The following is a 13899-nucleotide window of genomic DNA, read 5'->3' on the forward strand; positions in this document are numbered from 1 at the left end:
GTGTGGGGCCCCGCCGCCCCGGGGCTCTGGGGGGGGGGTGGGGGGTCCCGGGACCCGCGGGCGGGGGGGGCCCCGCCGCCCCCCGAGGCCCCGGGGCAGGGGGCGCGGCGCAGCCCGGGGTCAGGGCGTCGTCGTCGGCGGGACCGGGCCGTAGAGCGGCTGCACCTCGGCCATCTCGAGGTCCGCGGTCGCCTGGATGAGGGCGAGCAGCTCGGTGTCGAGCCCGGGCGAGAACTCCTCGAACCGCTCCTCGGCGATGGTGATGGGGACGCCCGCGGGCGCCTGCTCGCTCGCGTCGAGCGTCGTCCCGTCCTTCGACGGCGACATCCCCTGGAAGATCTTCCCCGCCTCGGACTGCGCGGTGAGGTCGAACGAGTACTGCTTGCTCTGCAGCCCGAGGTCGGTGAGCTTCTTCACCTCGGGGAAGCGCTCGGCGTTGGTCTTCGGGATCGGCAGCACCTTGCCCCAGTCGACGCCGAGCGTCTCGAGCGCCCGCGCGTAGGCGTTCTCGTGCGCCTGGTCGCGCACGATGAGGTAGCTGATCGTCGAGCGCGCGGTCTTGTTGTCCGTCATCTCGTAGATCCGGCACTTCTGCAGCCGGCCGGTCGACTCGAGCATGAGGTTGTAGAGCAGGTCGAGCACGAGGTTGCCCGAGTTGTAGACGTAGCTGCCCATCCACGGGTTGCCCGCCGCGTCGACGGGCAGCGCGCCCTGCGAGGCGACGAGGTAGTGGTGGATGTTGCTCGTGTCGAGCGCGATGCTCAGCGGCGTGTCCCCACCCGCGCCGGGCTTGTCGAGCGGGTCGGTCTTCTTGCCCTGGTAGCGCGGCGACCCGTCGAGCAGCCGCGCGATCGTCGTGCCGATGAGCTCGACGTGGCTGATCTCCTCGGTGCCGATGCCCTGGAGCAGGTCCTTGTACGGCTTCCCCGCCGGGCCGCGGAAGTTCATGCTCTGGAACAGGTACTGCATCATCGTGCGCATCTCGCCGAACTGGCCGCCGAGCCCTTCCTGCAGCGCGTTGGCGGCGGCCGGGTCCGGCTCGTCGGGGACGATCTCGTGGATGAGCCTCTGGACGTGCAGGTACATGCCGACCCCCCCGGTTGGGTGGTGGCACCGCGACCGGGGCCGCACCGCCACCGTCTGATCCCTCACGGTGCGCCCGCCCCCGCCATCCGGCACCTCGGGGGGACGCCGCCGTCTCGCGGGCTGGTCAGTAGGCGACCGGGTCGCGGAGGATCGGGCTGGTCATGCAGTGCGCGCCGCCGCGGCCGCGGCCCAGCTCGGCCCCGACGATCGGGATGACCTCGACGCCCGCGGCACGCAGGCGCGCGTTGGTCGTCGTGTTCCGGTCGTAGGTGAAGACGACACCGGGCTCGAGCGCGAAGGCGTTGTTGCCCGAGTCCCACTGCTGACGCTCGGACTCGTACGTGTCCCCGCCGGTCTCGACGACGTTCAGCGACGACAGCCCGAGCGACCGCGCGACGACGTCGGTGAACGCCGCCTGCCCCTCGTCGGTGACGTGCACGCCCGTCGGGCCCTCGTCGGGCCGCAGCGTGAAGGAGTGGATCTGGTCGACGATCTTCGGGTGCACGGACACGATGTCGCGGTCCGCGAACGTGAATACCGTGTCTAGGTGCATCGCCGCGCGCAGCCTCGGCATCCCCGCGACGACCAACCGCTGCGCCGCGCCGCCGTCGAACAGGGCCTTGGCGACCTGGCTGATCGCCTGGCGCGACGTGCGCTCGCTCATGCCCATGAGGACGGTCCCGTTGCCCACGGGCATGATGTCGCCGCCCTCGAACGTCGACCGGCCCTGGTCGGTCTCCGGGTCGCCCCACCAGACGTTCGCGCCCACGAAGTCCGGGTGGAACTCGTAGACCATCTTCATGAGCAGGGTCTCGTCGTGCCGGGCCGCCCAGTACAGCGGGTTGAGGGTCACGCCGCCGTAGAGCCACGACGTCGTGTCGCGCGTGTAGAGCGTGTTGGGCAGCGGGGGCATGAGGTACTCGCGCGCCGAGGGCTGGTACTCGGCCAGCGCGCGGTAGCCGCCGCCGACGCCGCCCGGCAGGTCGTCCGTCGCGAGCCCGCCGATGAGGTGCTCGGCGAGCGTGCGCGGATCCAGCCCTTCGAGGAACTGGCGCGTCGGCTCGACCAGGCCGAGCCCGACGACGTCGGCCACGATCTTGCGGTCCAGCACCCAGTCGCGGGCGCCGGGCACGGCGAGCGTCTGGGCGAGCAGGTCGTGCAGCTCGACGACGTCGACACCCGCCCCGCGCATCATCGTGACGAACTCGGCGTGGTCCCGCCGCGCGTTGTCGACCCACATGACGTCGTCGAACAGCAGGTCGTCCGCGGTCGACGGCGTGAGGCGGCGGTGCGCGAGGCCGGGCTCGCACACGAGCACCTTGCGCAGTCGGCCGACCTCCGAGTGGACGCCGTAGGTCTGGGCGACGGGCTGGGTGGTGGTCTGCGTGGGCTGGCTGGTCATGGCTGGTCTCCTTGAGGACGGATCGAGTGTGGTCCCGCGGCGGTCCCGCGGGGTAGGGCTCCGGCCGCGCGGCCGGCGGTGGACCGGGTAGGTCGGGGGCAGGGGCAGGGGCAGGGGTGGGTCAGAGGGCGATCACCCCGGTGGCGAGCGCGACGACGGCGGCCAGCGCCCCGACGACGGTCGCGGCGAACAGCACTCGCTCCCGGCCGACGAGGACCGGGCGGCCCTGCTCGCGTCGGGGCGAAGAGCGCGGTGGCCGGCGCGTAGAGGAGGAAGGACAGGAGCAGGAAGCCGAGGCCCGCGGCCCAGACGAGGAAGGCCGTGTAGAGCGTCGCGAGCACGCCGACGACGAGCTGCCGCGTCCGGGCCGCCGAGCGCCCGTCGTAGGTCTCGCCCGTGACGGCGAGCCGCAGCGCGTAGCCCGCGGCGAGCAGGAACGGCACGAGGCTGAGGACGGCGGTGAGGTCGAGCGCGAAGTTGAAGGCGTCCCGCGAGAAGAGCGTGACGACGAGCAGCAGCTGGACGGCGACGCTCGACATGAGGAGCGCGGAGCCGGGCGCGTCGGCGGCGTTGGTGCGGGCGAGGAAGCGCGGCAGGTCGCCGTCCTTGGCCGCGACCATGAGCACCTCGGCCGCCATGAGCGACCACGCGAGGTAGGCGCCGAGCACCGAGACCACGAGGCCGACGCTCACGAGCACCCCGCCCCACGGCCCGACGGCGGCCTCGAGCACGCCCGCCATCGAGGGCTGGCGCAGGCCGGCGATCTCCTCGAGCGGGAGGATGCCGTAGCTGACGATCGTCACGGACGCGAAGATCGCGAGGACGCTGAGGAAGCCGAGGATGGTCGCGCGGCCGACGTCGGACCGCTTGCGGGCGTGGCGCGAGTAGACGCTCGCGCCCTCGACCCCGAGGAAGACGAAGACGGTGATGAGCATCGTGCCGCGCACCTGCTCGAACAGGGTCCCGGCGTCGGCGGTGCCGTGCAGGTTGCCCGCGAAGACGGCCGGGTCGAAGACCGTCAGGGCGAGCACGACGAACACGAGGATCGGGACGAGCTTGGCGATCGTCACGACGCGGTTGATGCCCGCGGCCTCCTTGACGCCGCGCCGCACCAGCAGGAAGAACGCCCAGACGCCGATCGACGAGAGCACGAACGCGAGCGGCGTGTTCCCCTCGCCGAGCGCGGGGACGAGCGCCCCGGCCGTGGACATGATGAGGATCCAGTAGGTGACGTTGCCCGCGCACGCGCTGGCCCAGTAGCCGATCGCCGAGAAGAAGCCGGCGAACTGGCCGAAGCCCGCCTTCGCGTAGGCGTAGACGCCGGCGTCGAGGTCGGGGCGGCGCATCGCGAGGTTCTGGAAGACGAACGCCAGCAGCAGCATCCCGGTGCCCGCGACGAGCCACGCGACCAGCGCGCCGAGCACGCCCGTCGAGCCGGCGAAGCGGGCGGGCAGCGAGAAGACGCCCGCGCCGACCATCGAGCCGACGACCATCGCCGCGAGCGTCGCGACGCCGATCGTCACGGTGGTGCTGGGTCCGCTGGACGCGGGCGCGCCGCCTCCCGCGGGGGCGGGCGCGACGGCGGTCGCGGCCGTGGTCTGCGTGCTCACGGGTTCTCTCCTCGGTGCGGCGGTGGCCGCTGTCGGTGTCCGGCCGGGTGGGGCCGCTGTCGATGACTCGAGGGTGCTCCGGGCGCGGGGAGCGCGTGCGACGCCGTGGGTGGTTCCACTCAAGGCCTGCCCGACGTCGGTTCCCGCGCCCGGGGCGTTGACGCGCCGGGGTACCGCGCAGGACCGTCGGGGTGACGGGGGAAGGCGGGGGAGATGGCCGACGCTCTGGCGCCCGAGGCGGCACCCGGCACGGCGCCCGACGACGCCCGCGCGCCGCGCGGGATCGCGGTGCGCGTCGCGGTCGTCGAGGACGAGTCGCTCATGCGCTGGATGGTCCGCAAGATCGTCGAGGCGCGGCCGGACATGGTGCTCGTGCACGAGGCCGCGGGCTTCGCGGCCGGTCGCGACGCCGTGCAGCCGGGCACGGCCGACGTCGTCGTCATGGACATCGACCTGGGTGACGGCAACGGCGTCGCGCTCGCGACCCTGCTCCAGCAGCGCGACCCGCGCCTCGGCGTCCTGCTCTTCTCCTCGCACGACGTGCTCGACCTCGTGCTTGCGGTCCGCGACACCATGCGCCGGCCGTGGAGCTACCTGTCGAAGAAGTCGTCGCTCGAGCCGGTGACGCTCGCGCGCGCGATCCACGCGACGGCGCGGGGCGAGGTCGTGCTCGACCCGGAGCTCGTCAACAAGGCCGAGGCGCGTCAGGGGTCGGCGCTCGCGGCGCTGACCAAGGGTCAGATGAAGGTGCTGCGCCTCGCCGCCGAGGGCTACTCGAACGCGTACATCGCCGAGACGCTCGCGCTCTCGCCGCGCTCGGTCGAGAACCACCTGCACGCGATCTACAAGGCGCTCGACATCCCCACCGAGAACGCGAACCCGCGCGTCATGGCGGTGCTCGCGTTCGTGCAGCAGTCCAGCCGGTACTGAGCGGTGGCCGACGTCGCGCCCGCGGGCCCGGCCGCCACGGGTCCCGAGCTCGCGCCGGTCGGGCGCATGCCACGCCAGGAGGACGAGCGCGAGGCCGCCCGGCGGGCGCTCGTCCTCGGGCTGGTCAACGTGCTCGCGGCCTCGCTCGCCGCGGCGGGGCAGTGGGCGTCGTGGCGCACGGAGAACGAGCTCGACCTGCCGGTGACCTCGCCGGACTGGTGGCGCGTGCTCGCCGTGTTCGGCGCGAACCTCGTGCCCTCGGCCCTGGCGGTGGTCGCGTGCCTGCGGTGGGCGCAGGTGTGGCGTTACGGCTGGCGACGCCGGCTCACGGTCCTCGGGGTCGCGGCGCCGACGTCGGCCGTGGTGCGGCTCCTGCTCCTCGCGACGCTGCGCTACTCGCCTGCGGACGTGTGGTTCGTCGTCGTCGAGGTGCTGTTCGGGGTGCTCGCGGTGACGCTCGCGGTCTCGCTCGCGCTCTACGACCACGACGTCGGTGCGGAGCTCCGGGCCGCGGAGGGGCGGCGGCGCGCGGAGGAGGAGCGCGCGGTGGCGGCGGCGCGCGAGGCCGAGGAGGCGGAGCTCGCCGTCCGGCGCGACGTGTCCCGGCGGCTCCACGGCAGCCTCCAGCAGCGGCTCGTGCTCCTCACGCACCGGATCGAACGGCTGTCCGACGGCGGCGCGGACGGGTCCGGCGACACCGCGGCCGAGCTGCGCGCGCTCGCCGACGAGCTCGACGACGTGCGCGAGCGCGACGTGCGCGAGCTCAGCCACGCGCTCGTGCCGGTGGGTGTGGAGATCGGGCTGCGGGAGGCGCTGCTGCTCGCGCTGGGTCGGTTGCCGGCCACGGTGTCGACGTCGCTCACGCTCGACCCGGTGATCCTCGAGCACCTCGACGCGCCGGGCCGCCCGCGCATGGCGATGGCGGACCGGCTGCTCGTGCTCGACGTCGTCGAGGAGGGCGTCACGAACGCGGTCCGGCACGGCCACGCACACGCGATCGCGGTGCACCTGGGCATCGAGCTTCCGACGCTCACGCTCGCCGTCACGCTCGACGACGACGGGGACGGGCTCGCGGGCGAGGTGGCGCGCGAGAGCGGCCTCGCGCGCCTGCGCGACCGGCTCGAGCAGCGCGGCGGCGCGCTCGACCTGATTCCGGGCTCCGACGGCGGCTGCCGGCTGGTCGCGCGCCTGCCGATGCCGGCGTGGCAGGAGGGACGTAGAGACAAGGCGTGAATTCGTTCGGGTACGTGGCGAGCCGGATGAGTGGCTCTGAATGTGGCGCTCCGTGCGGGCTGGACGTCCCTTGTGATAGGCGCAAGGCCGATGCTAAGCGGTCACACCTCACGGTAACCCATAGCACTGAATCAGCCACATGACTGTGACCCGGCGCCTAGCGTGCGTTCTGCGCAGCAACGACGCGGCGCTTCAGTCACAAGGGGGAAATGGTGCGAACACGTCGCTCTTCGGCCTCGGGAGTGCTCATTGCGCTCTCCGTCACGATGAGCCTTGTCCCTACCGGGTCGGCATCGGCGGCAGAGGGCCACGCCGCCGCGGTCGATGAGACGGTTGCAGCGGTGGCGCCGGACGTCGACGTGCTGGAACCGGTACGCGGGGTCGACGGACGCCTTGCTGCAGCCGAGAGCGTCACCAGCGTTCCCGCGCTGGGTGATGGTGACCTGCTCGTGGCCAACGGCGCGCTCGACCAGGCTGCAGCCCAGAAGGCACTCGACGTGCCGGACGTCGTCCTGTCCCTGCCCGATGAGGCTCAGGTGGCCGACTCGGCCGCCGTGGTCACGGAGAGCGGCACCGTCGTGTACGCCGGCGAAGCGTCCGTGGACGTCGCGGTTCAAGCCACTCAGTCCGGCGTGCGAGTGCAGACCGTGATCGCCGACTCCACAGCTCCCACGCAGTACACCTACGCCTTCGAAGGAAGCACCCCGGTGCTCAACGCCGACGGGTCCGTCGATCTGGTCGTCGCCGTGGACGACAACCTCACCGCTACCGTCGGGCACCTCGACGTGCCGTGGGCGTTCGACGCCGCTGGAGCTCCGGTGGCGACGTTCTATCGCGTCGAGGGCTCATCGGTCGTCCAGGTGGTCGACCTCTCCTCCGTCGGCAGCTACCCGGTCGTTGCAGACCCGAACATCTCCTCCAGCTGTGTCTGGTACGGAATGTGCTTCATCAAGTTCAACCGCAGCTACACCAACAACATCGCCGCGGGCACGGGCATCGCAGGGATCGTGGCCGGTCTGACTGCCGTGTCCGGGGGCATTCTCGCCCCTCTTGCTGCGGTCGTCGGTGCAAAGCTGGGGATCGACGCGATCTTCGCGGGATGGGTGCTCAACAGGGGCAATTGCATGGGGTACCAGTTCCCGGTGACGAACTGGCTGCAGCCACTCACCTGGGGTGCGTACGAGGTCAAGAGGGGGCAATACAATTGCGCGTGATTCCGATCGTCGTCTTCGTCATCGCCATGGGTATCGCGGCCTGGCGGTTCTCTCGGTCGCAAGGTGCCGCGCCCCAGCAGTGGGTGCGCGATCAGGGACTCGCCGTGGGAGCGATCCTCGTCTCCGGCGTAGTGGGCGTCGCCCTGCAGCCCGGGCCGGTGCGCTTCGTGTGGCTCGCCCTCGCGCTCGCGGCAGCGGTGCGCCTGGCGATCCTGCCGCGCCAGCATCGGGCACGCGTCGCGGCAGCCCGACCGTGATCCGGCGTCACGACCTCGCTGCGACGGTGGCGTGACGCACGCGGAGCCCGGCCTCTCCGGGGCCGGGCTCCGCGGTGCGCGTGGCGTGCTTCGGGCGCGTCGAGGTCAGGCCTCCGTCTCGACGAGGACGAGGCCGTTGTCGGCGTCGCCGATCGTCAGCGTGGCGCCGTCGAGCGTGAGGGCGGGGCCGCTCGCGAGCAGGTCGCCGAGCCACGCGTCCTGCGCCATGCGGTCGGGGGAGCAGGCCATCATCGTGCTCGCGAGCTGCGGCGCCTCGAGCACGCCGTCGGTCCACGTCGCGCCGCCGAAGAGCGTGTTGCAGCCGGCGCGGGCGCTGACGTGGCCCTCGTCGAACGCGAGGCGCACCTCGGTGCCGGCGACGAGGTCGTGGCCGGGCGTGTCGGTCGAGACGAACGTGCGGCCGACGAGGTCCGGCGTCCGGCTCGAGCCGTCGGCGGTCGAGGCGATGCCCACGACGACGAGTATGACGACCGTCGCCAGGGCGGCGATCGCGAGGACGAGCGGGCCGCGTCGGGTCGAGCGGCGGGCGGCAGCGGTGGTGCTCATGGGGTTCTCCCTGTCACTGGTGGTGGGGCCCGGTCGGGCGCCTGGTGATAGTTCTAGGGAGCGCGGCGCGGCGGCGTGCGCGGCCCTGAGTGGTTCCACTCGGGCCGACGTCGGCCGCGTGCTCGAGGAGGCGGGTTCAGAAGGCGATCGCGCCCGTCGCGAGCAGCGCGACGCCCACCACCGCGCCGACGACGGCGACCGCGAACACCACGCGCTCGCGCGCCGAGAAGACGCGCCGCCCCTGCTCGCGCCGGGCCATCGCGAACAGCACGGTCGCGGGCGCGTAGACGAGGAACGAGACGAGCAGGAACGCCCACCCCGCGGCCCAGAGCAGGAAGGCCGCGTAGAGCGTCGCGAGGCCGGCGACGACCAGCTCGCGCGTCCGGGCCGAGGGTTGGCCGGTGTAGGTCTCGCCGGTGGCGGCGAGCTGGAGCGCGTACCCCGCGACCAGCAGGAACGGCACGAGGACGAGCGCGCTCGTGAGGTTGAGCGCGAACGAGAACGCGTCCTCGGAGAGCAGCGTGACGACGAGCAGCACCTGCGTCGTGATGGTCGACAGGAGCAGCGCGTTGCCGGGCGCGTCGGCCTTGTTGGTGCGCGCGAGGAAGCGCGGCAGGTCGCCGTCCTCGGCCGCGACGAGCAGCACCTCGGCCGCCATGAGCGTCCACGCGAGGTACGCGCCGAGCACGGAGATGACGAGGCCGACGCTCACGAGCCCCACGCCCCACGGCCCGACGGCGGCCTCGAGCACGCCCGCCATCGACGGCTGGCGCAGCTCGGCGAGCTCGGCCGCGGGCAGCACCCCGAAGGACACGATGGTCACGGACGCGAAGATCGCGAGCACCGCCAGGAAGCCGAGCACGGTCGCGCGGCCGACGTCCGTGCCGCGCCGCGCGTGGCGCGAGTAGACGTTGGCGCCCTCGACGCCGATGAACACGAACACCGTGGTGAGGACGGTGCCGCGCACCTGCTCGAGGAGGGAGCCGGCGTCGGGCCCGCCCTGAAGGTTGTCCGCGAACACGGCGGGGTCGAAGACGGTGAGCGCGAGGACGATGAAGACGACGATCGGGATGACCTTGGCGACCGTGACGATCCGGTTGAGCGTCGCCGCCGCGCGCACGCCGCGGCGCACGAGCAGGAAGAACGTCCAGACCCCGACGCTCGCGAGGACGAGGGCCAGGGGCGTGTCCCCGGCGCCGAGCGCGGGCAGCAGCGCGCCCGCGGTCGACATGATGAGCACCCAGTAGGTGACGTTCCCTGCGCAGGCGCTCGCCCAGTAGCCGATGGCCGAGAAGAAGCCGACGTACTGGCCGAAGCCGGCCCTGGCGTAGGCGTAGACGCCGGCGTCGAGCTCGGGCTTGCGCACGGCGAGGCTCTGGAACACGAGAGCGAGCAGCAGCATCCCGGTGCCCGCGATCGCCCAGGCGACGAGCGACCCGACGACGCCGGTCTCACCCGCGAAGGTCGCCGGGAGCGAGAAGACGCCCGCGCCGACCATCGAGCCGACGACCATCGCGGTGAGAGTCCCGACGCCGAGCGTGACGCCGCGGTGCGGGGCGGTGGCGGGTGGCAGCGTGGTCCCGGTCCCGGTCCCGGTCCCGGTCCCGGTCCCGGTCCCGGTCCCGGTCCCGGTGCCGGTGCCGGTGCCGGTGCCGGTCCCGGTCCCGGTGCCGGTGCCGGTGCCGGTCCCGGTCCCGGTCCCGGTCCCGGTGCCGGTGCCGGTGCCGGTGCCGGTGGTGTCGGGCGTGCTCACGGAGGTCCTCGGGGTGGTGCGGCGGTGGTCGGGAGCATCCTGATCCCCGGGCGGCGTCGGCGTCACGTCAGCCGGTACGCTCGTGGGGCTCGCCGACCGCGGTCGCGTGGGCGTGTGGAGGGCTCGGCCGAGGTGGCCGGGCTCCCGCGCCTGTAGCTCAGGGGATAGAGCACCGCTCTCCTAAAGCGGGTGTCGGCAGTTCGAATCTGCCCAGGCGCACAGAGGTGTTTGCGCAGGTCAGAGGCGGTATCGCTGCCTCGGTCGCGGCGGGGGCCGTGTCCGATTTGCCGGGCATTGGTCAGCGTGTGGTCAGCGACTTGTCTCGGTACGTGGACGGCTGGTCGAGGACGTGGACGGACGTCGCCGGACACGGTCGTCGTCGAGTCTTACCGCCGCCTATCTGCGTCGCTTGGCGACGCGGGCGAGGTCGATCTCTGGCGGTGCCAGGTCAGGCATCGCGTAGACTTCATCAAGACCAAGCGCGCGCAGTTCGCGCTCCACATCGGACAGTGCCGCCCGGAGCCGTCGGTTGATGTGAATGACGAATCTCTTGCAGAGGCCGACGAGGTCTAGGAGGCGGTCTTCGCTAACGGGCAGGATCTCAGCGTGCATTTGTCCCAGTCGTGAGATATTACGACGCTCGAAGGCTGAGTCGGCCAGGTACGCGACCACGACGGCGTGCTCGAAGTTGTTGACCGCGTGGGCGACAAACTTGTTCCGCATGTCAAGTAGGAACCGGTGCGAAGCGCGCTCGTCGTCTTTGAGCCAGTCGTCAGTCAGGCGTTCCGATGCCCGTACCGAGCTGCCGAAAGCCCGCCCATACATCACCAGCGCCGACATCCACTGTGCGTCGTCAGGGAACCGCCCGCCCTCGGGGCGCGAAGAGGCCCGATCCAGATATGTCTCCGCGAAGAGGCGCGCAAGCTCGAGATCCCGGCGGAGACTGGCCAAGTCCCGAACCCTGCTACACGACTTTGTATCCACGACGACGACCCGGTATCCCGGCGGGGGGGCGAAGCGAGCTTCGGAGCTGGCCGCCCAGGTTTGGGTGCGTTGCCAGCCCAGACTGCTGCTACCAACCGTCTTTGCCACGTCGAAGGACACACCGGAGGGCGAAGGCGGCTCCAGGCCGTCCGGCGCGCCTGCGGCCGTGAGAGTTGGTGGCGTGTCGCCGCCCGCATCGTCCTCTGTCATCTCGGCTCCCCAGTAGTCGCGCCCAAGTCGGGGCTGCTCATGTGCGATGCATCAGCACGGCGCACATCGCCGTATTCGCTCCGCGCGCTGAGCGGTGTGTGGTCGTAGCTGCGTCCGCTGCTAGCGCACCTCGATCTTGGGCGCCATACTGCTCGGGTGTCCAGGCGTCGCACTGCAGTGTCGGACCTGATCGAGCTCGCTGCTATCGAGGGTGACGGGGCGCAGGAGCACCTAGCGACGGTGTACGAGTGGCGCCATGGGCAGAGAGTTGCGCAGGGCAAAGCGTTGGCTGCGGCTGGCCTCTCCGTTGTCTTGGCCATCATTCTGCCGATTGTCCAGCCGGACTCGTCTAGGCCGGTCGAGGGCCTCGCGATTGCGATTGCGCTCGGGTCCGCGGGAGTCCTTCTCGTTGCTGGCGCGATCGTGTTCTATTCAGCAGCGTCGCTTCACCGCGAGTACATCATGGCACAAGCGCTCCTGGAAGAGCTCAAGACCGTCCGCGGGTTCCTGAAGTTGTACCGAACGAGGCGCTGAAAAGTGGGAATCGAGCCGCTGATTGCGGCGGTCGCCTCCGCGCTTGCGGGCAGTACGATCGCGGTCTCCATCTTCTCTCTGGTTCAAGACTGGGTTCGGCGCTTGCTTCAGATGCGCGCGCTGTCGCGTGTTCGAACCGCTGACGTTCTGGCTGCGAGTGAGATCGACCGTCTCGGTCAGCTTCTCTTTGTAGATCTCGGGGCAACGAGTCTCGCGGACTACACGAAGAACAAGGGCGTCCGTGATTCCGTCCAGGCGGCCTTCGACGAAGTCGCGCGATTCCTAGGTGAGCGCTCTGATGAGTCAGTCGGCCCGGTGGGGCCGCCCTCGTCTGAAAGCGGTGGAGGTGCCGGCCCACGCGGCGACGCGATGCCAGGCCGGGACCTCGCCTGGGCACTTGGCGACAGGGGCGACTCCTGGGAGGCCCTAGCTCGGGCGCGCCGCGCTCTTGAGATGCGCCTCAGAGCACTACTCACGCCCGAAGATCGCGACAGGGGCGCGCGCCTCGGTGCCGGGGCGCTCTTGCGGCTGCTCAACCGGCGCGGGGCGATCGACGAAGGGATAGCGGACCAACTTCGCTACGCCGTGAGTGTGATGAACCGGGGCATCCACGGTGACGATGTCTCGCAAGAGGAGACCCTCGAGGCGCTCTGGATCGTCGACCGGTTCCTCTCGACGAGCCGGGCGATGCCCTGACCCGGTGAACCGCAGGTCAAGGAGACCTCCCTGGCCGTCAGGCCTCGGACGGCGGCCAAGCTGCGGGCGGCTCTTCTACACTCGACGAGTGGCGCGGCTCGATCGCTCGCGGCGCCTGCATCAGCGGTATCACGGGCAGCCGTTCCATCGCCTGCCAGGTCGCCTCGTTGAATAGGTGCCCGTAGAGGTCCATCGTCATCGTCGCGGTGGAGTGCCCGAGGATGACCTGCACGGCCTTGACGTCCGCGCCGGCGGCGATCAGCAGCGAGGCGGCGGTGTGCCGCAGGTCGTGGATCGTCGTCCCCTCGACACCCGCCCGCCGCGTCGCGTCCATCCACCCCGACCGCGCCCGGAAGTTGGTGTTCGTCCACACGCCGCCGGTCGGGCTCGGGAACAGGTACCCGCCCGGCGCCGTCCCCGCGACCCGCGTCCGCACGTACTCATCCAGCGCCGCCGGCACCGGCACTGTCCGGGTCTGATGCGTCTTCGTTGGCCCGAACACCGCCCCGCTCGTCCGCTTCGACTGCGTCGCGGCCCGGTGCACCCGGACGCCGAGCCCGTGCGGGGTCTGCACGACGTCGTCGACCCGCAGCGCGGCCATCTCCGAGAACCGGCACCCGGTGGTCCCGAGGAACAGCACGACCGGCTGGCACAGCGGCGGCACCGCCATGACCAGCCGGCCGAGCTGCTCAGGCCGCAGCCAGTGCGGCTCGCGCTTGGTCCCCCCGCGCGGCAGCGCCACCATCCGTGCGACGTTCACGCTCAGCCGCCGGTCGCGGATCGCGTAGTCGACGACCAGTCGCATCATCGACAGCGCCCGGCGCCGGGTCGCCGTCGCCAGCCCACGCGCCGTCAGGGCGGACATCACCCGCTCGACGTCGGCGGCCGAGATCCCGGAGATCGGGTATGCCCCGATCTCCGGGATCACGTACTTGTCCAGCAGGAACCGCGTGGTCTCCTGGCTGCGCACCGCCAGGTGACCACGCGAGGCCTGCCACTCCTCGGCCAGCGCCGCGAACGTCATCCGCCCGCGCGCCGGGTCGATCCACGAGCCGGCGTCGAGCTTCGCGAGCTGGTCAGCCTCCCAGCGCTTCGCATCGACCCGGCGCCCGAACGACCGCTGCGCGATGACCCGGCCCTCGAAGAACACCTTCGCGCGCCAGGTCACCTTGCCCGTCGGATGCTGCCGTCTGGTGACGGACATCAGCGCCGCTTCACCGGCATCGTCGGCTCGCGCTCGACCCACGCCGCCGGGAGGAGGATCACCGTGCCGAGGCGCCGGTACGGGATCTGCTCGTGCTCGACCAGGTGGGCAGCGTCCGGGGCGGCACCCCGAGCACCCGCGCCGCGTCCTTCACGCGGTAGTACTGCCGGGCCGGAGTGGCGGGGACGGCGTGCTGTGCGGTGGTGGTCATGACCTTCT

General features: G+C 71.5%; 14 protein-coding genes and 1 tRNA gene. 7 read left to right on the forward strand and 8 right to left on the reverse strand.

Annotated features, from left to right (window positions below):
* Window positions 1-120: 120 nt before the first annotated feature.
* The 3 genes from JIG38_RS05970 to JIG38_RS05980 form a co-directional block, all read right to left on the reverse strand.
* Window positions 121-1086 (reverse strand): manganese catalase family protein, encoded by a 966-nt coding sequence (locus JIG38_RS05970; RefSeq protein ID WP_199422855.1) that lies wholly within the window; start codon window positions 1084-1086, stop codon window positions 121-123.
* A 124-nt stretch (window positions 1087-1210) separates the two neighbouring features.
* Window positions 1211-2488 carry an arginine deiminase gene (locus JIG38_RS05975; RefSeq protein ID WP_199422856.1) on the reverse strand — a complete coding sequence of 426 codons (1278 nt, stop codon included), beginning with the start codon at window positions 2486-2488 and terminating at the stop codon, window positions 1211-1213.
* The gene (locus JIG38_RS05980) at window positions 2485-4098 is read right to left on the reverse strand and encodes a basic amino acid/polyamine antiporter (RefSeq protein ID WP_307844628.1); all 1614 of its coding nucleotides are present in this window, start codon (window positions 4096-4098) and stop codon (window positions 2485-2487) included. Before JIG38_RS05980 ends, JIG38_RS05975 begins: the two co-directional genes overlap by 4 nt.
* A 213-nt stretch (window positions 4099-4311) precedes the next feature.
* On the opposite strand from JIG38_RS05980, the gene JIG38_RS05985 reads away from it, so the two are divergent.
* The 4 genes from JIG38_RS05985 to JIG38_RS06000 all read left to right on the forward strand — a co-directional run bounded on the left by JIG38_RS05985 (window position 4312) and on the right by JIG38_RS06000 (window position 7732).
* Window positions 4312-5028, forward strand: coding sequence for a response regulator transcription factor (locus JIG38_RS05985; RefSeq protein ID WP_199422857.1), 717 nt, complete (start codon window positions 4312-4314; stop codon window positions 5026-5028).
* A gap of 66 nt (window positions 5029-5094) precedes the next feature.
* A complete protein-coding gene (locus JIG38_RS05990) occupies window positions 5095-6261 on the forward strand; it encodes a sensor histidine kinase (protein ID WP_199422858.1) in 1167 nt (388 codons plus the stop codon).
* Between the two features lie 242 nt (window positions 6262-6503).
* Window positions 6504-7475: a hypothetical protein gene (locus JIG38_RS05995; RefSeq protein ID WP_199422859.1), complete on the forward strand. Its 972-nt coding sequence runs from the start codon at window positions 6504-6506 to the stop codon at window positions 7473-7475.
* On the forward strand, window positions 7472-7732 hold the full coding sequence (locus JIG38_RS06000; RefSeq protein ID WP_199422860.1) for a hypothetical protein: 261 nt from the start codon (window positions 7472-7474) through the stop codon (window positions 7730-7732). Before JIG38_RS05995 ends, JIG38_RS06000 begins: the two co-directional genes overlap by 4 nt.
* Before the next feature lie 105 nt (window positions 7733-7837).
* Here the strand turns inward: JIG38_RS06000 and JIG38_RS06005 are convergent, their stop codons facing one another.
* Complete coding sequence (locus JIG38_RS06005) at window positions 7838-8299, reverse strand: META domain-containing protein (RefSeq protein WP_199422861.1); 462 nt, start codon at window positions 8297-8299, stop codon at window positions 7838-7840.
* Window positions 8300-8435: 136 nt separating this feature from the next.
* On the reverse strand, window positions 8436-9872 hold the full coding sequence (locus JIG38_RS06010) for a basic amino acid/polyamine antiporter (protein ID WP_267907628.1): 1437 nt from the start codon (window positions 9870-9872) through the stop codon (window positions 8436-8438).
* A gap of 326 nt (window positions 9873-10198) precedes the next feature.
* Here JIG38_RS06010 and JIG38_RS06015 point away from each other — a divergent pair.
* Window positions 10199-10271, forward strand: a tRNA-Arg gene (locus tag JIG38_RS06015).
* Window positions 10272-10448: 177 nt separating this feature from the next.
* Here the strand turns inward: JIG38_RS06015 and JIG38_RS06020 are convergent.
* Complete coding sequence (locus JIG38_RS06020; RefSeq protein ID WP_199422862.1) at window positions 10449-11246, reverse strand: hypothetical protein; 798 nt, start codon at window positions 11244-11246, stop codon at window positions 10449-10451.
* A 156-nt stretch (window positions 11247-11402) separates the two neighbouring features.
* Between JIG38_RS06020 and JIG38_RS06025 the strand changes: the two genes are divergently transcribed.
* Window positions 11403-11780 (forward strand): hypothetical protein, encoded by a 378-nt coding sequence (locus JIG38_RS06025; RefSeq protein WP_199422863.1) that lies wholly within the window; start codon window positions 11403-11405, stop codon window positions 11778-11780.
* A 3-nt stretch (window positions 11781-11783) separates the two neighbouring features.
* Entirely contained in the window at window positions 11784-12476 is a 693-nt protein-coding gene (locus JIG38_RS06030; RefSeq protein WP_199422864.1) for a hypothetical protein, read from the forward strand.
* A 37-nt stretch (window positions 12477-12513) separates the two neighbouring features.
* On the opposite strand, the gene JIG38_RS06035 is transcribed toward JIG38_RS06030, so the two are convergent.
* Window positions 12514-13680 (reverse strand): tyrosine-type recombinase/integrase, encoded by a 1167-nt coding sequence (locus JIG38_RS06035; protein WP_233404548.1) that lies wholly within the window; start codon window positions 13678-13680, stop codon window positions 12514-12516.
* A gap of 58 nt (window positions 13681-13738) precedes the next feature.
* Window positions 13739-13891 (reverse strand): hypothetical protein, encoded by a 153-nt coding sequence (locus JIG38_RS06040; protein ID WP_233404549.1) that lies wholly within the window; start codon window positions 13889-13891, stop codon window positions 13739-13741.
* Window positions 13892-13899 lie beyond the last annotated feature (8 nt).

The sequence above is a fragment of the Actinotalea solisilvae genome, from assembly GCF_016464425.1.
Lineage (GTDB): Bacteria > Actinomycetota > Actinomycetes > Actinomycetales > Cellulomonadaceae > Actinotalea > Actinotalea solisilvae.